Here is a 21,811-nt window from a genome sequence, read left to right on the forward strand (position 1 = left end):
ATGAGTAACAACTTGAGTTTGCCTGGTACTCAGCCAGAGGGGCCAGACAAGAAGCCACGAACCGGGCTTCTGAGCAGCTACCGCCAGCAACAGCAGAACCAGGCACAACAGCCATCTTCAGCAGAGGCTGTACCGGAAATCCCGTATTCCCCGGTTCCACAGGAGCCAACGAGACCTGCGAGCGCTCAGGGAATGCCTTCACAGAGGTTAACCGGCTCTTTACCTCCGAGACTACCTTCAAAGCCCGTTTCAAACGGTTGGGTGCAGCCATCACAGCCGTTGCAGGATGCTCAGGCACCCGGAAACGTTCAGCCGCCAGTGAGGCCCGTGCCGCAACAGTCACAGCCCGGCTGGATGACAAATGCCGTGAACTTTGTGCGGCAAGTCTCGGGCAAGATGAGGGCGATACGTCCCGCTCAATCTGATGGCAATGGAAGCCCGGAGCACACACAGTGGAAGCGCTCGCGTGCTGTACGTCATTCTATTCAGAAGAAGCGGCGTCTTCGTTGGAGCCAGAAGCACCCGAAGGCGGCGCGAGTTGTTGGCTGGACCGCGCTTGGCTTGATGGTTGTGCTGGTAATCGGGGTCTCTATTGGTGGAGTACTTGGTTTTCAGTATTATCAGGAGCAATCATCGCGCATTGATGGCCTGGCGAACAAAAATATTCAACAGAATACCCGCATTTATGACCGGAATAATAATCTGATCGCCGAGGTCTACGATAAGGATAGCGCGAATACAGGTCGACGCATTCCCGTTTCTTATAATGATGTACCAAAAGTATTGGTGGATGCTCAAATAGCAATTGAGGATGCGTCTTTCTGGGAAAATGCTGGCATTGATCCCACCGGTATTATGCGTGCGTTCCTGCAAAACAGCGGTGGCGGAAGTACCCTGACACAGCAGGTAATCAAGAACCTGAGTGGCGATGACAGGATATCCTATGATCGTAAACTGACAGAAGCTGTTCTCGCGATCAGCCTGACCCAGAAATACCCCAAGTGGAAGATTCTTGAAATGTATTTTAATGTGGCTGGTTATGGGGCACAGAATCTCGGGGTAGAAAGCGCGGCGCAGAACTATTTCCATCTTCAGCCAGTCTGCGACGAGAAGACTTTTAAATGCACACCTGCCATTTCCCGGCTTGAGTATAACGAGCAGGGCAAGAAGGATCCGCTGTTAGGTCTGGCCCGTGCCTCTTTGTTGGCCGGTTTGCCGCAGAACCCGGTCTATTTTGACCCGACGGTTAGCAAGAAGAACAAAGAGCGGGCGCTAGAGCGTCAGGAGCAGGTGTTGCAGCGCATGATTGAGACAAAGGTCACTGTTGATGGTCTGGGTGTAGTGACGCCTGAGCTCAAGGAAAAGGCGCATGAACTGACGAAGAAAATGACCTTTACGCCTTATAAGGCGGTCAAAAAGGCGCCTCATTTTGTGGACTGGATTCAGGGCCAGATGGAGCAGATCTTAGGCAATGGAGATGTCCAGCTCGGGCATCGGCTCTTCCTGACGGGAGGCTTTAATATTCGTACAACCATTGATCTCTCGTTGCAGGAATTTGTCGAAAACGCGGTCAAGCGTCACCTCTATGAACCGGACTATCAGCCCCTCAAAAACATCACGGTGACAGCAAGCGACTATTATAATCTGCATTCGGCGGCTGTGGTCGTGCTGAACGCGAAAACGGGCGAAATCCTGGCAATGAATGGCAGCCCTGACTACTACAGCCAGGATGAGCGCGCGGGCGGTCAGTATAACGCTGCTGCGGCTGGTGGGCGACAGATTGGTTCAACTGTGAAACCGCTAATCTATTCCACCACCTTTATGATGGGGTGGTATCCGGCTGTTGTCCTGCCCGACTTTGAAACCTTTTTCCCGAATGGAGCGCCTGCCGGAACGCCTGCTCCCAAAACGCCCGACGATCAGTCCATGTATCACCCGAAGGACTATAACGATACCTATAATGGGCGTGCGGCAAGTGGAGGCACCAAAGATTCTACCATTCGTGTTGCAACCGCGAACTCCTTTAACGTCCCGGCGGTCAAGTCGCTGGCCTATGTTGGAGTCGACAACTTTACAAAGGTCGCAAATCAGCTTGGTTTGAACCCGCGCAAGCAGGACCAGAACCTGACAATGGCTTTAGGAGCCTTTACCGCCTCCCCATTGCAGATGGCTGGTGCGTATCAAGCGCTTGCGAATGGTGGCGAGCGTATTCCGCCTACGGGTATTCTGGAGGTCTGGGATAACTACGGGCACCAGCTCTACAAGTATGATGTGGCAAAAGTGAAGAAGACTCGCGTCTTCTCGCCCGAGGTCTCCTATCTGATGACCTCGGTATTGACCGATGAGAAAGCCCGCGCATTCGAGTTCCTGAATGCCCACACGCTCTCGTTCTGGGACTGGGATCAGGAGTGCAGCAACCAGGAATGGTATGGCTTGCCACGGTGTGCGCATGATGTAGCGGCAAAAACCGGAACAACGGATGAATTTAAGGATAACTGGACGGTTGGCTATACCCCAAACATCGTCACCAGTGTCTGGGCGGGGAATGCCAACAACGAGCCTATGGAGAATGGGCCGACCGGTATCACCGGAGCCGGTCCTATCTGGCATAGCGTGATGGAGTACGCGTCTGGCCGTCCCTGTAAAGAGATCAGTGAGGGTTCGATCAAGTGCCCGTCCAAACCATTTGATCCGAAAAAAGCAGGGCTCACACAGCCATCGGTCTTCGAGAAACCGGCAAACGTGGTCAACTCCTGCGAATTCGCGGCTTCTGACGGCCTCAACAGAAATGGAGGTGAGACGAACTGCGATTACGTCATCAAGGGAACCGAGCCGCAGACAACCGGTGTGGTTCCGCCTAAGGTGCTTCCGGGCAAGGACAATAAGGGCAATAATGGGAACAACGGGAATAATGGAAATGGTGGCAATAATGGGAATACCGGTAACAACGGAAACCAATCACCCACAACACCGCCCACCATGCCAACATTTCCTATCCCATCTCTTCCGGCGTGGCCTCCATTCGATAAAAAACAATAGTTTCTGAAAATGGGAGGAGCAGGGGACATGCCTGCTCCTCTTCTCACTCCTTCAATGGTCTAAGTCCTGCAATCCCTGCTACAAAGAGATATTACATGTGTTTTCCCCTTGACAATACGATAGGGAGAGTGCTATGCTTTATTTGCAGTCTCAAAGTGAGAGTGCTAGCAATCCTGGTTGACAAGTATTGTATCATCCTATAAGTACCTTTTCGAGGTTGGGGGTGATGCACCAGCAGTATCGAGGGCAGTTCCCATGACACCGTTGAGTCCACGCAAACAGCAGATCTTGCGGGCATTGGTTGAAGAATACATACACACCGCAACCCCTGTTGCGTCCGAGACTCTTGTACGCAAGTATGGGTTGAAGTTTAGCTCTGCGACGGTCCGCCATGAGCTGGCTGGTCTGGAAGAGGCAAACCTGATCTATCAACCGCATACTTCTGCCGGTAGGGTTCCTACCGATCTGGGCTATCGCTATTTTGTGGAACATTTAATGCGAGAGTCCACGCTGTCTCTCGAAGAGCAAAGGCTTATTCGTCATCAGTTCTATCAGGTGCAGGATCAACTCGACCAATGGGTACGCCTGACGGCTTCGGTGATGGCGCGTCTGTTGCATAATGCTGCGATTATGACGCCACCGCGTGCGGTTGAAGGGCGGCTCAAGCACTTTGAAGTGCTTGCGGTGACGGACCTCTCGGCGCATGTTGTCCTGGTTCTGACAGATGGAACAGTGAAACAGCAGCGGCTTCTGTTGGATCAGTCGATCCAGCAGGAAGAGCTGAGTATCATGGCGAATCGGCTGAACAAGCTGTTCCAGGACAAAAACGCGGTCGAAATCAACAAGATCTTAACCGAGCATGATTTTTCACCGGTTGAGCGATTGATTGCGGATACCATTACCCGTATTCTGGAACAGCATGGTGATCTGTTTGGCGATATCTTTTATCGCGAGGGACTGATTAATATTCTGGAACAACCGGAGTACAGCCGTCTTGGACCCGAGCAGGTGCGTAATGAGCGCGTTCGCCATGTCCTGGAAGTATTGGAGCAGAATCGGCTCTTACCCGCTCTGGCCTCGCATCTCCATTCAACTCCATCTGGTGGGGTTCAGGTGATTATTGGTGGCGAGAACCAGTGGGATGAGATGAAAGATGTGAGCCTGGTTGTGGCGCGGTATGGCAAAGAAGGACAGGTTGGCGGTTTGCTTGGTGTAATCGGTCCAACCAGAATGCAATATGATCGCGCTATCGCTGTTGTGCGATATATGGCGAATGTAATGACTGAACTCATATCCGAATTGTACGGCTACGAATAAATGTAGCTTTTCCGATAAAAGCGAACAAACATAAAAAAGACCCGAACTGGAAGAAATAGAGAATTTTTAGGAGGCAACTGTGCCAAAAGTTATTGGTATCGACTTAGGGACTACAAACTCCTGTGTTGCTGTTATGGAAGGCGGCGAGCCCGTTGTTATTCCGAACGCAGAGGGTGCGCGAACGACTCCTTCAATTGTAGCAATTAATAAAAATGGTGAGCGTCTCGTTGGTGAAGTCGCGAAACGTCAGGCGATCACCAATCCTGAGAATACCATCTTCTCGATCAAGCGTTTCATGGGTCGCAAATATGACGATCCTGAAGTTGATCGCGACAAGCGCCTCGTTCCTTATAAGGTTGTACGCGCCAGCAATGGCGATGCCTGGGTTGAGATTCAGGGCAAACAGTACAGCCCGCCTGAAGTTTCGGCCATGATTTTGCAGAAGCTCAAGGCCGACGCAGAAGCCTATCTGGGCGAGCCTGTCACTCAGGCGGTGATTACGGTTCCGGCCTACTTTAACGATGCACAGCGTCAGGCAACCCGTGACGCCGGTCGTATCGCTGGCCTCGAAGTGTTGCGTATTATCAATGAGCCGACAGCAGCTTCGCTGGCCTATGGTCTGGATAAGAAAAAGGACGAGCGCATCGCCGTGTATGACCTGGGTGGTGGTACGTTCGATATCTCCATTCTGGAACTCGGCGAGGGTGTCTTTGAGGTAAAGAGCACCAACGGTGATACCCACCTGGGTGGTGATGACTTTGATCAGCGCGTCATCAACTGGATGGCCGATGAGTTCCGTAAGGAGCATGGCATTGATCTACGTCAGGATCGTATGGCCTTGCAGCGCTTGAAAGAGGCCGCTGAGAAAGCCAAGAAAGAGCTATCCAGCTCGATGCAGACCGAAATCAACCTGCCATTTATCACGGCTGACGCGAATGGCCCGAAGCACCTGACCATGACCTTGAGCCGCTCCAAGCTTGAGCAGCTGACCGAGGACCTGGTTGAGAAGTCCCGCCAGCCGGTGCTTTCCGCGCTGTCTGATGCAGACGTTCGCCCTGGAGACATCAACGAGGTGGTGCTGGTCGGTGGTCAGACCCGCATGCCAGCCGTGCAGTCGCTCGTACGTCGCATCTTTGATCGCGAGCCGCACCGTGGTGTGAACCCGGATGAGGTGGTTGCAATCGGTGCTGCCATTCAGGGCGCAGTCTTGACCGGCGATGTGAAAGACGTGCTGCTGCTCGACGTCACTCCGCTCTCTCTGGGTATTGAGACCTATGGCGGTATCTTCACCAAGTTGATTGAGCGCAATACCACGATCCCGACGCAAAAGAGCCAGATCTTCTCGACCGCCAGCGATAATCAGCCAAGCGTACAGGTCAACATCTTGCAGGGTGAGCGCGAGTTCGCTGCTGACAACCATTCGCTTGGTAGCTTCATCCTGGATGGTATTCCACCTGCCCCGCGCGGTGTGCCACAGATCGAGGTGACCTTCGATATCGATGCCAATGGTATCGTGAATGTGTCGGCACGCGATAAGGGCACCGGACGCGAGCAGAAAGTGACTATCCATCCTTCGAGCGGTCTCTCGAAAGAGCAGATTGAGCAGAAGATCCGCGAGGCTGAGGCGCACGCTGAAGAGGATCGCCGCCGCAAGGCCGAGGTTGAGGAGCGCAACAACGCCGATGCAGTGGTGTATCGTTCCGAGAAGAGCCTGTCTGAGCTGGGCGATAAGCTCTCAGCAGACCAGAAGAGCGAGCTGGAGGCCAAGATTGCCGATGTCCGCTCGGCCCTCTCAGGGAGCGATATTCAGCGCGTCAAAGAGGCCCGCGAAGCTCTGGAGCAGGCGTTCTTCAAGATCAGTCAGACCATCTATGGCCAGGGCGCTGAGGCCGGTGCAGCAGCCGGAGCAAGCGCTGATCCGTCGCAGGGTGGCAGCAACCCGAACGACGATACCATTGAAGGCGAATATAAAGAGATGTAATCTCTTGCAGGAAGGGGGCAGCACTCCTGTCCCCTTCGCTGTTCCTGTGCACGGTGGCCCCTTGGGGAAACAATATAGTACAATATGTTTAAGCTTGGATTACCACCATTGCGTATACTCGGTAAATAGTGTAAGCTTGTAAACCGGTATTCATTTTTCGCATTTTTAAGAGACGACAAGAAGAATGCAGTAGCGCGGAGAAAGAACGCGCCCTGTTTCTGACGGTAAAGGACCGGTAGATGGCCGCAAATAAACGAGATTATTACGAGGTATTGGGGGTATCGCGTAGCGCCAGCGACGATGAGATCAAGAAAGCATTTCGGCGACTGGCAAAGCAATATCACCCTGACGCAAATAAAGAGCAGGGAGCGGAAGCCCGCTTTATCGAGATCAACGAGGCCTACGAAGTCTTGAGCGATCCTCAAAAGCGTGCTGCCTATGATCGCTATGGTCACTCAGGTGTTGGCAGCGGCGCAGGCGCAGGTTTTGCTGATTTTGGCGGGTTTAATATCAATGACCTGTTTGAGACGTTCTTTGCGGGAGCTACAGGTGCAACCCGTCGTTCTGGTGCGCAGCGTGGGGCTGATCTACGCTACGAGCTGACCATCACTTTTGAAGAGGCGGTCTTCGGTTGCCAGAAAGAGATTGAGTTACCGCGTTGGGAGACGTGTTCCAATTGTCACGGCTCCGGCGCACAACCCGGTACCTCAACCTCGCGGTGTTCGGCCTGTCAGGGGACCGGAGAGATTCGCCGCGTGCAGAAATCCGTTTTCGGTCAGTTTGTGAACGTGATGATGTGCGAACGCTGCCGGGGTGAGGGTCGAGTCATTACGACTCCCTGTGAAGAGTGCCGTGGGCAAGGTCGTGTACGGAACATTCACCGTGTGGTGGTGAATATTCCGGCCGGTGTTGATGATGGAATTAATGTCCGTGTCACCGGTGCTGGCGAGGTAAGCGCTCGCGGCGGCGTTCCCGGTAATCTATATGTTGTCCTGACTGTGAAACCTCATCCGTTCTTCAAGCGCCAGGGCAATGATATCATCTATGAGTTGCCGATCAGTTTCGCACAGGCGGCGCTTGGCGATGAGGTTGAGGTTCCAACCGTGGATGGCAAGACTGCCACGTTGAAGATCCCTGCGGGGACACAGAGTGGACGGTCCTTCCGCTTAAAAGGTATGGGAGTTCCTGTAGTCCATAGTAGTGCACGTGGCGATCAACACGTGATCGTGAAGGTGGTTACACCGACCAACCTGACTCCCGAGCAGAAGCGCTTGCTTGAGGAGTTTGCTCGCCTCGAACGCGAACAGAGCGAACAGAACGATAAGAACATCTTCCGCAACCTTTTTGAGAAAACAAAAGATGTTTTCCAGTAGGATCAGATACCGTGGGTAGCTATCAGCAGGGCTGGTAGCTACTTTTTTTTGCTCTGTTCAGGCAACTGTGGCCTTTGTTTGTTCGTAACTATGTAGGAAGATCGATCCTCTCTTATCTATTGCTTTTGAAAGGGTGTTTCTATGCAACAAATGTATCCTGAGGGGCAGCGAGGTTACCAGGGAACGTCACAGCATTATGAGCAGCCTCGTGCATCCGATGAGCCGAGTTATATGCCGCCGGGCGCCACCTTCGACGATGAGTTCCTTGATTCTCTGACGCGGCGCATGGCTCAACGGATGTCGATAGGCAAGATTCAGTCCGGTATGCCTTCTTCGTCGCTTCCTTCTGCAAATATGCGACTGGCTCTGGCAATTGTCTCCGTTTCCCTTATTGCCTTTATTGCGATGTTTACCCTGATCTCGTTTGCCTGGGCTCCGGGCTTCGGGCTCTCTTTTGCCGTGCTTGGTGTCGTGACTGTCGCGCTGATTGTGATTAATGCGATCTTCAATCGGTGGGGCCAGAGCTTCTAAGACAGTGAAAGGCGGAGAGGTCAGCCGACCTCTCCTAAGATATGGTGGCGCTGTCTGCCTCTTCCACTCGTGGCATTGCTGGTACACTGAGACTGAAACGTGCGGTCATTGCCAGGTGATCGCTGGCATCTTCACCGCGAAGCCCGTCGCCTTCAATGATGGGTTCGCATATGTCGACACGTGCGGCGAGATCTGGTGAGGCAAAGATATAATCGATGCGTCCGGCTGGTGCCGCTGCCGGACAGGTAAAGCCCCACTCGTGTGGGTGCACGCGCCTATAACAATCGACATAGCCTGCATTGAGAATCAGGCGCATACAGCCACGTGGCGCATAACAGGAAGCAGCCAGATCAAAGAGATTACAGAGAAGCTGACTTTGTGGAATAACACGCAGAATTGGCTTGAGAAAGCGCAGTTTGGGCGGCACAACATAGCTCAGATGAGGGTGTCCGTCATCGGCGCGGGTCTTGCTTTTCAGCCCATCCATATTGACAATATAACGCAGTAAGTGGCTTGCCTTGAAGGGATCGGAAGGGGAAAGGGAATTGAAGTCGCCCATTAACAGATGGGGCTTGTTCTGTTGCCGCAAGGGGGCCATAATGCGCAGGATCTCGGTCATCTCGCGCTCGCGAATACCATTCCCGGCCCATCCTTTATAAAAGAGGGCGGAGAGGTGGGTGACAAAGATGGTGAGCGGTTGACCGTTGCGCTCCTCAACACAGACCTCAATAAGGGATCGGTTGAACAACCCCGGGCGCTTATGAATCCGGGTGGAGAGAATCGGGAGGCGGGTCAGCAGAGCCGGTTGATACTCGCGGGCGGTTCTGGCTTCATCGTCAATCACCAGTTGCATTCCCAGGGTCTCTGCGAGCTCTTCAACAACCATCGGGGAGGTGGTCATCTGTGGGTGGGTTGCTTCGATCACGCCGACGATATCGGGATCGGCAGAACGGATAATGCGAGCAAGCTGTTGGGTTCGACGAGCGCCGCTTTCACGCAGGTTATATCCGCCTGCCAGAATATTATAGGAAACAATGCGTGTCATAGCGTTTTTTTCCTTGTATTCTGTACATGGCTGAGTTATTCTACCTTCACTATATCAGACGAATCAATAAGCTGAAAGCCACCAATGTACTCATAATAAAAAAGAGAGCCACCTGTCTTTACAAGATGGCTCTCAAGAAGGTATGAGCTATTTCCAGGTTACGCGCTCAAGCAGGTACATGGTCAGCTCGGAGATAGGAACACGGACCTGTTCCATCGTGTCGCGGTTGCGCACGGTCACAGTCTGGTCATCCAGCGTCTGGAAGTCGATGGTGACACAGTATGGGGTACCGATCTCGTCCTGACGGCGATAGCGGCGGCCAATATTGGCGACATCATCGTACTGACAGACCATGTAGCGCTGGAGCATGCGATGAATCTCTTTAGACTTGTTGACCAGCTCTTCCTTGTTCTTCTGCAATGGGAAGACCGCGCATTTGACCGGGGCCAGCCACGGATGCAGGTGTAGCACAACGCGTGTATCACCCTTCGGGTCGGTCTCTTCCTCGTAGGCATCGAGGAGCAAGAAGAGGAAGGTTCGATCAACACCACCCGAGGTCTCTACGATCCAGGGGACATAGCGCTCTTTGGTGTTGGGATCGGTGTATGCCAGATCCTGACCGCTGTACTCGCTATGGCGGGTGAGGTCCCAGTCCTGCCGCCAGTGGATGCCTTCCCATTCTTGCCAGCCCAGAATAGTCTGATATTCGATATCGAACGCCTTCTTGGCATAGTGGGCCAACTCATCCTTGCCATGCTCATGGAAGCGCAGGCGGTCCTTGTGGTTGACAATGCCTTTATACCAGTTGAAGCGGTACTCTTTCCAGTAGTCGAACCACTTGTCCATCTCGCTCGGGTGGACGAAGAACTGTAGATCCCACTGCTCGAACTCGCGCTGCCGGAACAGGAAGTTACCCGGTGTAACCTCGTTACGATACGCCTTACCGATCTGACAGATGCCGAACGGGATCTGCATACGGGAAGATTTCAGCACATTATCGTAGTCCAGATAGATGTTCTGGCAGGCCTCACCGCGCAGGTAGGTCTTCATTTTATCGCCTTCCACCACGCCGAGGTACGTTTCCATTAGCAGGTTAAACTTGCGGGGCTCGGTCAGTTCGCCACCACAGACCGGGCAGCTATTGGAGGCCAGATTCTCCGCGGGCAGATGATCGACGCGGAAGCGCCGCTTACATTTTTTACAGTCAACCAGCGTATCGGTGAAGTTCTCCACATGGCCGCTGGCTTCCCACACGCGCGGATGGGTGATTGTTGCGCCCTCAATGCCAACAACGTTGTCATGGAGCTGGACCATTGACCACCACCAGTAGCGGCGGATGTTGTTGCGGAGCTCAACGCCAAGCGGGCCAAAGTCGTAAAAACCTGCGACTCCACCGTAGATTTCTGAGTTGGGGTAGACAAAACCGCGGCGCTTGCAGAGCGAGACGATTTTATCAATAGGAACTTGAGGAGTGTTTTGTGCTTCGAGCTTCTCTTCTGTCTGTGTCATGTTGTGGTTCTCCTCCACAATAAGAATAGACCCCGGGCAATGCATAATGCACCCAGGGACGAATGACGTCGATAAAAGGCCCGGGGCCAGTTCTATGATATCGACGACATGCGCGGTCCCACCCTGCTTCTTCACCAGAACAAACAGTGAAGCTCCTCTTTATCAGGAACCCGACTCCGAAGCGCCGTTCACCTGTCGTAGATTGCCGATCTCGCACCATCTATCGGCTCGCTGAAACCTCGTGCAGGCTACTCCTCTTCTTCAACGCCGGGCATCATGTTCAATTGTGTATGCACTTCGCAAGAGGCTCTCTCTTGCATTGAAGGAAATAGAAAAGAGATCTTGTGGTTAGCTAGTATAGCTGAGACGGAACAGCAATGCAAGTGTCTGAACCAACAGTCATACTTTTAGTATAAACGTTTTTGCACACTCTTTTCTTCCCGACGTGCCTTCTTCTCCCAGATGATGGGAACGATCGTGCTGATCGCTGTAAACAGGGCCAGCCCGGCATAGACGAAGGTGAAGACCCGCTTCTTCTGTGCGTGCTCCATAATCAAAAATCCTTTCGTGACTTTTCCCTTGAACATTACTTATAGCATACCATATTTCGTCTTTACGCTAATCCTGGGAGCGAGAGGACGTATGCTTGCTTTTCCGCGCGATATCTGGTAATTAGAGAAGAAAGAAGAAGCAACAGGTATGCTCTCTGGCGTACTGCCAGTGGAAAGGAACCACCGTAATGAAGAGCCCCACGTTTCAGGATGTATTGAAGGCGCGTCGCGCTATCGCCCCTTATCTTGCGCCAACACCTCTCTATAGCTACGCTCCCTTGAATGAACTGCTTGGCACCCGGGTGTATATCAAGCATGAGAACTATCAGCCAGTAGGTGCGTTTAAGGTTCGCGGAGGCATCAATCTGATCTCGCAACTGAGCCCGGAGGAGAAGAAACGAGGCGTTATTTCTGCATCGACCGGAAATCATGGACAATCGATCGCCTATGCCGCACGTTTGTTCGGTGTGGAAGCGCGCATTGTGGTGCCTGAGGGCGCGAACCCGGGGAAGGTTGCGGCCATGAAGGGGCTCGGTGCCACGGTGCTGTTTCATGGCAAGCATTTTGATGATGCTCGCTTGTACTGTGAAGAACTGGCCGCCACACATGGCTATCGCTACATCCATTCCGGGAATGAGCCGCTGTTAATCGCTGGCGTGGGTACCTATGCGCTGGAGATACTGGAAAAGCAGCCGGAGATAGAGGTGATCTTTGTGCCAGTTGGCGGCGGTAGTGGTGCTGCTGGCTGTTGTCTGGTGGCGAAGGCGATCAACCCACAGATCAAAGTGATCGGGGTGCAGGCTGAACAAGCGCCCGCCGCCTGGCAGAGTTGGAAGCAGAGACAACTGGTTACCGCGGAGAACCGCACCTTTGCTGAGGGGCTGGCAACGGGCACCGCCTTTGAGCTGCCTCAGAAGATCCTGTGGGAACTGCTGGATGATTTTATGCTGGTGAGCGATGATGAGATCAAGCGGGCAATGGTCTGGTATCTTGAGCGGGCTCATACGCTGGCGGAGAGCGCGGGATCAGCGGCACTGGCAGCAGCATATCAAAGACGAGAGGAACTACAAGGCAAGCGGGTCGCCATTGTCTGTTCAGGGGGTAATACATCGCTGGAACATCTGAAAATGGCGTTAATGGATGCCTGAAACCTGAAGGAGTCCCGTTTCGTTGCTTGAATAGATGTCTGCTGTAAATCGTCCTGCTTGTAGCGAGTCAGGGAGAATGTTACAATGGTGCTACCAGTAAGGGCGTGCCGGAAGAGAGTTACAGAATTGAGTTAAAGAAAAGAAGATATGGACGAATACGTAGAAACAGGACACGGCATTCAGGATATAGTCGAGGCGTTTGCAGCGCGTTTCCCCTTTCCGCTTGATGATTTTCAGCTAGAGTCAATGGAACGCCTTGCAATGGATCACTCGGTAATGGTAGCGGCTCCGACAGGGACAGGGAAGACGATGGTTGCCGAGTTTGCCATTTGGTTGGCGCAGCAGAGACAGCAACGCGTCATCTACACAACTCCACTCAAAGCGTTGTCGAATCAGAAGTACCGTGATTTACGAGAGCAGTATGGGTTTGAGAATGTCGGGCTGGTAACGGGTGATATTGTTGAGCGCAGTCGGGCATCGATTGTGATTATGACCACTGAGGTCTATCGAAATATGTTGTTGGAAGAGGGCGGGACAGGAACTGTTGTCTCCGATGGGGAGCGCTTTGGACCGGCTTCTCTTCAAGATGTTGGCTTTGTTGTTTTTGATGAATTACACTATCTGAGTGACCTTGAGCGTGGCCCGGTCTGGGAAGAAGCGATCATCTGTTCACCGAAACATGTACAACTGGTTGGTCTGTCTGCCACTGTAAGCAATGCACAGGATCTGGCGAACTGGATTACGCGTGTCCATCGTCCAATAGATCTGATCATACACGAACAGCGGGCGGTTCCTCTGGAACACTATTACTTCCTGGATGGAAAGCTCCATCTTGTTCAGGATGCCGACGGCAAGCGTGTTGAAACTTTTCCAAATGTCGGCGGAGAGGCCAAGCTTGCGCGTATGCTGGGTAGAGGCCGGGTGTATGTGGTGGATGATGACGAGGAGGCCGAAGAAGAGTTTGAGCAAAAACGAGGCAAAAAGCGGGGCAAACACGGACGGAACGAGATTGCGAATGAGCTGGGCCCAACGCAACAGGAAGAGACTCCCCCACGTAAGAAGCGTATTCCGCGCCCACGCAGGGCGCCAGAGCCGGGTGAGGTTCTGACAGCGCTTCGTGATGCTGAATTGCTTCCCTGTCTCTACTTCCTGCCCGGGCGGCGGGTTGTTGAAGAGGGTGCGATGAGCGCCGCGCTTCACAGCTTTACGACGCCGGAAGAAGAGGAGTTTATCCGCGAAGAGATCGGGGTCTGGCTTGAAAAACTGCCGAAAGAGGATCGGAAGCTTCAGCAGGTGCATACGCTGACGCGTCTATTGCCTCGTGGTCTGGCCTTTCACCATGCGGGTCTGTTGCCGGGCTTAAAGGTGCTGGTAGAGACGCTCTTTGCGAAGGGCTACCTTCGTGCCGTCTTTGCCACTGATACGCTGGCGCTTGGCGTGAATATGCCCGCTCGTTCGGTCGTGGTGGGCAGCCTGAGCAAGTTCGATGGGCAGGAAATGCGCCTGCTAACGCCGAATGAATACCGCCAGTTGACTGGTCGGGCCGGACGCCGAGGTATGGATATACGCGGCGCGGCGGTGATCCCTTATTCTCCCTGGGAGCCGTTTGAAGACTCATTCCGTCGCATTACCGGTGAACTGCATCCGGTTTCCAGCTCGTTTGTGATTCGCTACAACTCGGTGTTAAACCTGTGGCGGCCCGGTGATGTTCAGCATTTGCGGCGGATTTGTGCATCCAGCCTGCGCGAATATCAGCGCTATGTTGTCTGGGAGTACAATGAGCTACAGCGGCTGGAAAGGCAGTATGCTCGCGCTCGCCAATCGGGGAAGAAGAAGAAACGCGTTGCGGCAGAGCAGGCGCTGGAAGCACTGGAACGGCGCCGCAAGCGGATTGGTGAGTACCCATTAAGTCGTGCGGGAGCCGCCGAGCTGGATGGGACCATCTTTGCACTACGCGCATTGGGCTACATTGGACAAAATGACCAGCTTACTCTGAAGGGGCGGCTGTTGCGGAGTATCTTCCATCCCGCGGGCATTATCATTGTTGAGTTGGTGATGCGTGGCCTCCTTGATGATCTGTCTGCCCATGAACTGGCGGAGGTCTGTAGCTGGTTTACCTTCAGCAATGATAAGCGCCTCAATAATAAGCACGGCGTGATCCCGCGGCTGGCGAAGGTGCGACGTGATCTTTGGATGGTGCTGCAACACGTGCAGGGCATTGAGGAGCGGGCAGGTATTGCCATTACGCCGGGCGTTGTGCCGGAGTTTCATGGCGTGGCGCTTTCGTGGGCGCGTGGCATGTCGTTGAACGGGCTGTTGAGAAGAATTGATCTGGCTGAAGGCGACCTCCTGATGCTGTTAAACCAGACCATTGACCTGATTCAGCAGGTACAGGCCGCGATGGGCCATGTGCTGGACTCAAAGGATGCCTGGGAAACGGTGGTGCCGCTGATGACAGATGGCATTATCAACGAGCGTGCAGCCTCGGTTCGGGCCAGAAATCGCATCACTCAGTTACAGCAGATGCGTGAGCGGTTAGAACACCTGCGCCCGTTGCTGGCTCAGGCCTCGGCCTCGTTGTTGCGTGGCATTATCGTGCAGAGCCGCACTGTACCCTCAATGGTGGCTCAGATCGGTGAGGAAGAAGAGGTCCCGGTGGATGCTGAAGAGGATCGTGACGCGTATGGGCTGCGTGATCCAGAAGCATTTGTTGGAGAGGTCTGAGCTGTAGCAGACGCAAACAGGATCGCGAGCGCTCTCACCGTTTGGTGGGGGCGCTTCCCTTTTCTCAAGGGAGGACAGGCGCGAGCGGGCCTGGCGGAATAGGTGAATATTGTTTCAGAGTAGAATGAAGGAGAAAAGAGAGAAATATCTATATATCAGGTTGAAGCGTCTCGAGTATGCAATATGCGTTCACAAATATCACTACAACATTACTTTGGTCATGCTTACTAGGTGAAGAAGTTGTCAGAACTATGCAAGTTGACTAATATGTACAAAGATGCTGCTACGTTGAAGAGGCAGGGAGGGGGAAACGAAAAGACGGAATTGAGCCTGCACGTAACCACGTCTGCATAATATGAGGTAGAATTTTACGATGAACGCAGAAGCATTGGTAGGAACAGTGTTGGGTACCTGTACGCTGCAAAAGCTGGTGGGACAGGGAGGAATGGGAGCCGTATACCTCGCACAACAATCGCGTCCCCGGCGTCAGGTAGCGGTTAAGGTACTCATGCCGCTTACTCCTTTAAATCCAAAGCAGTTAGCCGCGTTCCTGGAGCGCTTCCGCCGTGAAACTGATGCGGCTGCGTCTCTAGAGCATCCAAATATCGTGCCTGTACATGAGTATGGTGAGCGAGATGGGATCGCTTATCTGGTGATGCCGTATATTGACGGTGGAACGCTCCGTGACGAGATGGAACAGATGGGGCAGTTCCCGTTTGATAAGACCGTCAACTATCTGGAACAGCTGGCGGCAGCGCTCGATTTTGCGCATGAAAATGGCGTCATTCATCGCGATATCAAGCCCGCGAACATTATGATGACCCGGGACAAACGCCTCTTGCTCAGTGATTTTGGACTGGTCAAGATTAATGTTGATGGGCGTACCCCGCTGGCTCGGCTAACAGGCGAAGGGGTGCCGGTTGGCACTCCTGACTATATGGCTCCCGAACAGGTTATCGGTGAGGATGTGGATGCTCGTGCCGATCTTTACTCCCTGGGGGTGATCCTGTATCAGATGGTGACAGGAACCACGCCATTTCAGGGAGAAGTTCCTATGCAGATAGCCGCTCAACATTTGCAGATTCCTCCTCCCTCTCCTCTGATGCTCAGACCGGATCTTCCCATTGCTGCCGAACAGGTGATTTTGCGCTCACTGGCGAAACGACCGAATGACCGCTATTCGACCGCGCAAGAACTGGCCGCTTCTTTCCGCAATGCGCTGGAAATGGCCGGAATAGAGCTCGGTCCGGCTGCGGCTCCGGTGCTGACAACCAGCACCGGACGTATCTTTGTGCCGAAGGGGGTCATCGAGTCGGGCAAGACCAGCACGCGTATGCCTGCCGTTACGCTGGAAAAGAAGGACACGAAACGGAGTACCACCCTGGTTGAAGAGTCAAAAGAAACCGAGAAGGGACAGTTCGCAAAAGGACCGGCCCTGACCCTGAGCTCATTGCCAGCCATGAAGGCCGGAGGGAAAAACCCCGGTGGCCTGCTGTCACGCGCCTCCGTGAAGAGCCCCACGGCGAAAGTTCCGGCCACTCCCGCTGGTGGTGGCGGCCTGTTGTCGCGTACCGGTAAATTCCCGCTGGTTGGAAATGCAGCTGCCCCAAATATTGAAGAAATTCAGCCTGAGCAAGCAACCACTAAAGAAAAGCCGTTTGAAGGTGCACTGTTCGATGTCGCGCCTATCTTTGATACACCAACAGAGCAGAAGCAAACGGAAAATCAGACCGCAACGCAGAAAGGGGCTACCGGCCCTCTGAAAGGCAACACGGGCGCACTGAACCCGATTGGGAAAGGCAATACAGGGGCACTGAACCCGATTGGGAAAGGCAACACTGGAGCGATGCTTCCCATTGGTACAGGTAATACCGGGGCGCTGAATCCCGGTGATAGTGGCCAGATGGTGAAACTGAGCGGCCCCGCAAAAGTAGTGAAAGTGCCTGTTCCGGGACAACCGGGACGCTATATGACGGGGATTCTGCCCGTGATTCCTCCCGATGGCGGAAAAGACGAGGGACAGAAGAAGCGTCCCCCGGTCTGGATGACGATTCTGGCCGCGATTGTGGCGATTGCGGTGCTTGGTGGTGGAAGTCTCTTCTTCCTTCAGTGGCGGAACGCGCCTCAGCAGGGAGGAAACAGCCCGCAGCCGACAACGGCGGTGAACTCACCCGAGGCCAATGCCACGGCAACGGCTGTCGCGAATATTCTGTTTGAAGACCCGCTGGATACAAACCGACATAACTGGATCGAAACGCCGAAAGAGAACTACGCCTTTAAAGATGGTGCGTACCATATCACCAACACCGATCAAGGAAAGGGAAAAGCGGCTTTACTTGAAACATCGGTCATTACGGGTTCCGTGTATTATTCCCTCTCGATGAATCAGATCAAGGGAGATACAAAGAGCGACTTGAACACCTATGGCATGATGTTCCGCTTTACTCAAGGGAAGAAGGGTAATAAGGATTATACCGCTTTCTATACCTTTGAGGTGGTGAATAAGAAGGACGGCGAGTATAAATTCTGGAAGTATGATAGCAGTACCGGAACGAAAGAGAACCATTGGACGCAGATTGGCAAGAGCGTTCATTTTGGCAAGGAGTTTCAGCAGGGTCTGAACAAAGAGAACAGGGTGACAGTCTTTATGGATGGCAAGAAGTTTGTCTTCAGCGTTAACGGAAAAGAGGTTATGAGGGCTGAGGATGGCTCGCTTTCGGATGGATCGGTCGGGATGTTTGTCAATCAGAAGGGGGCAGAGGTCGCATTTAAAAATCTGCGGATCACCCGAAGTGCATAAATCGCAGGACGGCCCCTTCGACGACGGGGGATAGTCTCCTCTTGGCTGTGTGATGAGCAGAAAGAGGAATGGATAAAGAACATGTCAATCCACCTGAGAAACAGGTGTGATGAGCAGAATGGCAGCGAAAACAACATCAGGAAGGTGTCAATGAACGCAGAAGCATTGATTGGAAAGGTGCTCGGTACCTGTACGCTGCAACAGCTTATCGGGCGGGGAGGACTGGGGGCCGTCTTTCTGGCGCAGCAGTCACGTCCACGCAGACGTGTTGCCGTCAAGGTGTTGTTCCCAAACGCTCCATTAACTGCCAATCAACAGGTAGCGTTCTTCGAGCGTTTTCTTCGAGAGACGGATGCGGCTGCGTCTTTGATCCATCCAAATATCATACCTGTGCACGAATATGGGGAACAGGATGGATTGGCCTATCTCGTCATGTCCTACCTGAGTGGCGGATCATTGCGCGAGGTATTGGAGCGAGAAGGACGTTTGCCGCTTGCTCAGATAATGCTCTACCTGGATCAAATGGCAGCAGCTCTCGATGTGGCGCATGCTCGCGGGATCATTCATCGCGATATGAAGCCTTCAAATATTTTGCTTACTCCTGAAGGGCGTCTGGTGCTCAGTGATTTTGGTCTGGTCAAGGTCATCTCTGAAGGACAGCCAGAACAGGCGCGAATCACGGCCATCGGAGCCCCTGCCGATACCGCCGATTATATGGCACCAGAGCAGGTAGTTGGTGGCAGAGAGATTGATGCGCGTGCTGATATTTATTCGCTTGGCTGTATTCTGTACCACATGGTGACAGGAACGGCCCCCTTTAGCGGGGACACGCCAATGCAGGTCGGCATGCAGCATATGAATGCGCAGCCGCCATCTCCCCGCGCATTGCGGCCCGATTTGCCAGAAGGTGCTGAACAGGTCATTGTGCGAGCTCTGGCAAAGCAACCCGATGAACGTTATGCCAGTGTCCATGATCTCGCTCTCGCCTTTCGTGAGGCTCTGACGGCTGCCGGAGTCTCGCTAGGAGAAGCGACAAAAACAAGTGCAGGTGCGCTTATGCAAAACGGATCTGATTCAAGAGTATTTAAGCGACGCGGCCTGTTTGATCCGATGTGGCAGCAGAATAGTCCCTCTCAGGGAGGCTCGGCAGCCGATCAGCAGAATGCTGCGGCTGCCGGGATGAATGCTGCTACACCGGCAGCAGCCGCTCAATCTGTTGTTCCTGCTACGCCCAGACCTATGGAGGCCCGGCACGATCTGGTAGCAAAGACAAGTATGACCCTTCCCGGGTTCTTGCCGCCAAAGGACGGGCAAGGAAATGGAAACGGGGCAGGCGTGGGCTTCCGCTTTGGGAAAACCAGTCTGCTCTCTTCTGCCGGAATTGAGGGTCTGGAACCTACGCAGCAGTTGGCAAATAATCAGCAAGGAATGCGACAGGAGCGATCCAGCGAACCTGGATGGTCTCCGGCTTCCAATAGCGGAGAGGGAGTACCGCTTATGCAACCTTCCCCCGAGGCCGGGAATTCCTGGCAGAACCAGCTAGCGCCTCAGTGGAATCAACCAAATCAGCAGAATAGTACACAAGGTGCTCAGAATGTGCCGGGAATGCCGAATACCTTTCCTGGCTTCGATCAGCAACAGTATGGGAGCAATCCCAGCGGCATTCTGGGTCTGTCGCCTGGTGGTGGGGGAGCTGCGCGAGGGCAAAGCGGGACGCTGATGAATGCACCCGCGAACATGCAAGGCGGGACTGGCCTGTTGCCGCCTTCAACCGGTTCACTGGGCAAAACCAGCCTGCTGGCTCCGATTGGCGAGATCGCGAACCCCGAGACGGGCAGTACAACCAGTATGCTGCGTTTGACGCAACCGGCGAAAATGGTTAAAATACCGGTGGCCGGGCAACCCGGGAAATACGTGACCGCGATGTTGCCTTCCCTGGAAAATCCTCCAGCCGATGAAGATGACACGCTTGATACCTCGCTCAAGGGCAGGATGAAACGTGGCATGCATAACGCTGTGCTCATCATTCTGATCCTTGCGGTGCTGGTAGGAGCAGGGGGCGGGCTGACCTGGCTGGTGCTTGGCGGCGCGAAGAGCTATCAGGGAAACCATGAGCTCACCAATGATGAGGTCAATGCAACGGTCACTGCTCAGGTGCAGGCTACGGCGACTTCGGTGGCGAACATTATTCTGGTGGATCCGCTGGATCAGAAGTATCGTGACTGGCCGGATGGATCTAATGGAGGCGTGACCACTTCGTTCAAAGATGGCGCCTACCATGTGAAGAAGTCAAATGAACAGCCCGCGATGATTGCGTTGCCGGGTATCACGCTCCCGGATTCCTTTGAATACTCGCTGACAACCAAAATGATCAGCGGCCCACGAGATAACCCATACAACGAGTATGGCATTATCTTCCGGGTGCAGACGAACAAAGATGGCAGTCAGTACGAGAAATTCTATCTCTTTGATATCCGGAACACTGATGACTCGCCAAAGTATCAGCTCTGGCTCTTTGATTCGACCCGAGGAGATGGTGAATCGGCGTGGGGGGAGCCGTTGAAAGAATGGGATCCAGGCAAAGAATTCAATAAGCAGGATAAGAAGGAAAACATCCTGAAAGTGGTTGCACAGAAGGATAAGTACACCTTCTACGTCAACGGTAAGAAAATTGGAGACTTCACCGAGAAAAGTCTGAAGAATGGACTTTTTGGAATGCTTGTCTATCTGGATGCTGAAGTTGCATTCTCGAAGCTTGAAGTACGAAAACGCTGATTCGAGAAGATGAAACCAGCTCCTATGACAAAAGTACGGTTTGCCTGTAGAGTGTAGCAAACTCTACAGGCGGATCGTTCTTGATTATAGAGGGGAGAATGTGGGGATGTGCAGGTTTCTTGTATGTAAAGAACTTAGAAAACAGATTTGTTCATTGTTCTCTGTATCTTAGAGGGTGGAGGTAACGGTTGCTTCAACTGCTTTTGCATGCTGAATCATTACAAAATGGAACTGTGATAGCCGCAATTAGCTCGCGACAGATGACCGTTGTGACGGTTGCGCTCTGGATCAGTGCATTTTTATTCTGTTTAAATGTGCTGCTGGCGATTATCTATCGCAAGAGAAGAAAAGCAGAAGTCGGTTCTTATTATGCCGTGTGCGTTCTAGAAGCTCTCGTCTTTGTTGTGGCTTTGCTGGTGCGAGTGGGGGTTATTACATCGGTTCCGTTCCACCTCCCTCCCGGTTTACCTGTGGATCGCATCGACATCGGTGCTGCTCTGGCCTTTGGGATCGGTCTGTTCCCCGCTGCGTTCTGGAATCGTGTGAATTTGACCGAGCTGCCGAAACGAATCGTGCAGGATGGTCGTGACATGAAGAAGGATGCAGGAGTCAAGTTGCCCCCAAAGGAGTGGATGAATTAACCTGGACGTATAGAGGGAATTTCTAGTGCTATGCGGAATCGTAAGACGTTGCGCGAAGGATTGCGACATGTTACAGCGTGGCAGATTCGAGCTCTTGCACTGGTACTACTGGTCGTGATTGTCGGAGGAGGGACGCAGGCTTTAACGCGTGCCCTGGCAACCCGGGTCAGTAGCGAAGTGCAGAAGCCTGTTGTTACTCAACAGGAGGAAGAGCCTCGTTATCAGGCCTGCCTCCTTGTGCCTACGGTGGACCCTCTTTTAAAAAGAGTGAAAATCGAGCAATTTCCTGTTGTTGTGTCTTCGCCCTTGCAATGTGAAGAACCGAATAAGTAGCTTTATTTTGATATGTCTCTGTAGGGCGGAGCAGCTTGCAGTAC

14 protein-coding genes are annotated in these 21,811 nt (G+C 53.2%); 11 read left to right on the forward strand and 3 right to left on the reverse strand.

Annotated features, from left to right (window positions below; translation table 11 throughout):
• The 5 genes from KTH_RS26875 to KTH_RS26895 all read left to right on the forward strand — a co-directional run bounded on the left by KTH_RS26875 (position 1) and on the right by KTH_RS26895 (position 8,241).
• Positions 1-3,039 (forward strand): transglycosylase domain-containing protein, encoded by a 3,039-nt coding sequence (locus KTH_RS26875; RefSeq protein WP_497621971.1) that lies wholly within the window; start codon positions 1-3, stop codon positions 3,037-3,039.
• Between the two features lie 255 nt (positions 3,040-3,294).
• Entirely contained in the window at positions 3,295-4,356 is a 1,062-nt protein-coding gene (gene hrcA, locus KTH_RS26880; protein WP_111324296.1) for a heat-inducible transcriptional repressor HrcA, read from the forward strand.
• 79 nt (positions 4,357-4,435) lie between these two features.
• Positions 4,436-6,337, forward strand: coding sequence for a molecular chaperone DnaK (gene dnaK / locus KTH_RS26885; RefSeq protein WP_497621973.1), 1,902 nt, complete (start codon positions 4,436-4,438; stop codon positions 6,335-6,337).
• 239 nt (positions 6,338-6,576) lie between these two features.
• Positions 6,577-7,710, forward strand: a complete 1,134-nt coding sequence (dnaJ, locus tag KTH_RS26890; protein WP_111324294.1) for a molecular chaperone DnaJ — start codon at positions 6,577-6,579, stop codon at positions 7,708-7,710.
• 141 nt (positions 7,711-7,851) lie between these two features.
• Positions 7,852-8,241, forward strand: coding sequence for a hypothetical protein (locus KTH_RS26895; RefSeq protein WP_111324293.1), 390 nt, complete (start codon positions 7,852-7,854; stop codon positions 8,239-8,241).
• A 34-nt stretch (positions 8,242-8,275) separates the two neighbouring features.
• Here KTH_RS26895 and KTH_RS26900 read toward each other — a convergent pair whose 3' ends face one another.
• From KTH_RS26900 to KTH_RS26910, 3 genes are all read right to left on the reverse strand, one after another.
• Entirely contained in the window at positions 8,276-9,286 is a 1,011-nt protein-coding gene (locus KTH_RS26900; RefSeq protein WP_497621976.1) for an endonuclease/exonuclease/phosphatase family protein, read from the reverse strand.
• A gap of 147 nt (positions 9,287-9,433) precedes the next feature.
• Positions 9,434-10,795, reverse strand: coding sequence for a glycine--tRNA ligase (locus KTH_RS26905; RefSeq protein ID WP_497621978.1), 1,362 nt, complete (start codon positions 10,793-10,795; stop codon positions 9,434-9,436).
• Positions 10,796-11,202: 407 nt separating this feature from the next.
• Entirely contained in the window at positions 11,203-11,346 is a 144-nt protein-coding gene (locus KTH_RS26910) for a hypothetical protein (protein WP_170142756.1), read from the reverse strand.
• Positions 11,347-11,534: 188 nt separating this feature from the next.
• On the opposite strand from KTH_RS26910, the gene KTH_RS26915 reads away from it, so the two are divergent.
• The 6 genes from KTH_RS26915 to KTH_RS26940 all read left to right on the forward strand — a co-directional run bounded on the left by KTH_RS26915 (position 11,535) and on the right by KTH_RS26940 (position 21,767).
• Positions 11,535-12,494: a threonine ammonia-lyase gene (locus KTH_RS26915; RefSeq protein ID WP_497621980.1), complete on the forward strand. Its 960-nt coding sequence runs from the start codon at positions 11,535-11,537 to the stop codon at positions 12,492-12,494.
• 147 nt (positions 12,495-12,641) lie between these two features.
• Positions 12,642-15,218, forward strand: coding sequence for a DEAD/DEAH box helicase (locus KTH_RS26920; RefSeq protein ID WP_497621982.1), 2,577 nt, complete (start codon positions 12,642-12,644; stop codon positions 15,216-15,218).
• A 373-nt stretch (positions 15,219-15,591) separates the two neighbouring features.
• Positions 15,592-18,018: a protein kinase domain-containing protein gene (locus KTH_RS26925; protein ID WP_497621984.1), complete on the forward strand. Its 2,427-nt coding sequence runs from the start codon at positions 15,592-15,594 to the stop codon at positions 18,016-18,018.
• A gap of 150 nt (positions 18,019-18,168) precedes the next feature.
• Positions 18,169-20,793, forward strand: a complete 2,625-nt coding sequence (locus tag KTH_RS26930; RefSeq protein WP_497621986.1) for a protein kinase domain-containing protein — start codon at positions 18,169-18,171, stop codon at positions 20,791-20,793.
• Between the two features lie 233 nt (positions 20,794-21,026).
• Positions 21,027-21,434, forward strand: coding sequence for a hypothetical protein (locus tag KTH_RS26935; RefSeq protein WP_497621988.1), 408 nt, complete (start codon positions 21,027-21,029; stop codon positions 21,432-21,434).
• Between the two features lie 30 nt (positions 21,435-21,464).
• Positions 21,465-21,767: a hypothetical protein gene (locus KTH_RS26940; RefSeq protein ID WP_497621989.1), complete on the forward strand. Its 303-nt coding sequence runs from the start codon at positions 21,465-21,467 to the stop codon at positions 21,765-21,767.
• Positions 21,768-21,811: the final 44 nt, after the last annotated feature.

It is taken from the genome of Thermosporothrix sp. COM3, from assembly GCF_059696735.1.

What these genes read in the sequence shown, in the direction of transcription:
- KTH_RS26875 (WP_497621971.1), top strand. Translation starts at nt 1, where the DNA reads ATGAGTAACAACTTGAGTTTGCCTGGTACTCAGCCAGAGGGGCCAGAC.
- hrcA (WP_111324296.1), top strand. Translation starts at nt 3,295, where the DNA reads ATGACACCGTTGAGTCCACGCAAACAGCAGATCTTGCGGGCATTGGTT.
- dnaJ (WP_111324294.1), top strand. Translation starts at nt 6,577, where the DNA reads ATGGCCGCAAATAAACGAGATTATTACGAGGTATTGGGGGTATCGCGT.
- KTH_RS26895 (WP_111324293.1), top strand. Translation starts at nt 7,852, where the DNA reads ATGCAACAAATGTATCCTGAGGGGCAGCGAGGTTACCAGGGAACGTCA.
- KTH_RS26900 (WP_497621976.1), bottom strand. Translation starts at nt 9,286, where the DNA reads ATGACACGCATTGTTTCCTATAATATTCTGGCAGGCGGATATAACCTG.
- KTH_RS26905 (WP_497621978.1), bottom strand. Translation starts at nt 10,795, where the DNA reads ATGACACAGACAGAAGAGAAGCTCGAAGCACAAAACACTCCTCAAGTT.
- KTH_RS26910 (WP_170142756.1), bottom strand. Translation starts at nt 11,346, where the DNA reads ATGGAGCACGCACAGAAGAAGCGGGTCTTCACCTTCGTCTATGCCGGG.
- KTH_RS26915 (WP_497621980.1), top strand. Translation starts at nt 11,535, where the DNA reads ATGAAGAGCCCCACGTTTCAGGATGTATTGAAGGCGCGTCGCGCTATC.
- KTH_RS26920 (WP_497621982.1), top strand. Translation starts at nt 12,642, where the DNA reads ATGGACGAATACGTAGAAACAGGACACGGCATTCAGGATATAGTCGAG.
- KTH_RS26925 (WP_497621984.1), top strand. Translation starts at nt 15,592, where the DNA reads ATGAACGCAGAAGCATTGGTAGGAACAGTGTTGGGTACCTGTACGCTG.
- KTH_RS26930 (WP_497621986.1), top strand. Translation starts at nt 18,169, where the DNA reads ATGAACGCAGAAGCATTGATTGGAAAGGTGCTCGGTACCTGTACGCTG.
- KTH_RS26940 (WP_497621989.1), top strand. Translation starts at nt 21,465, where the DNA reads ATGCGGAATCGTAAGACGTTGCGCGAAGGATTGCGACATGTTACAGCG.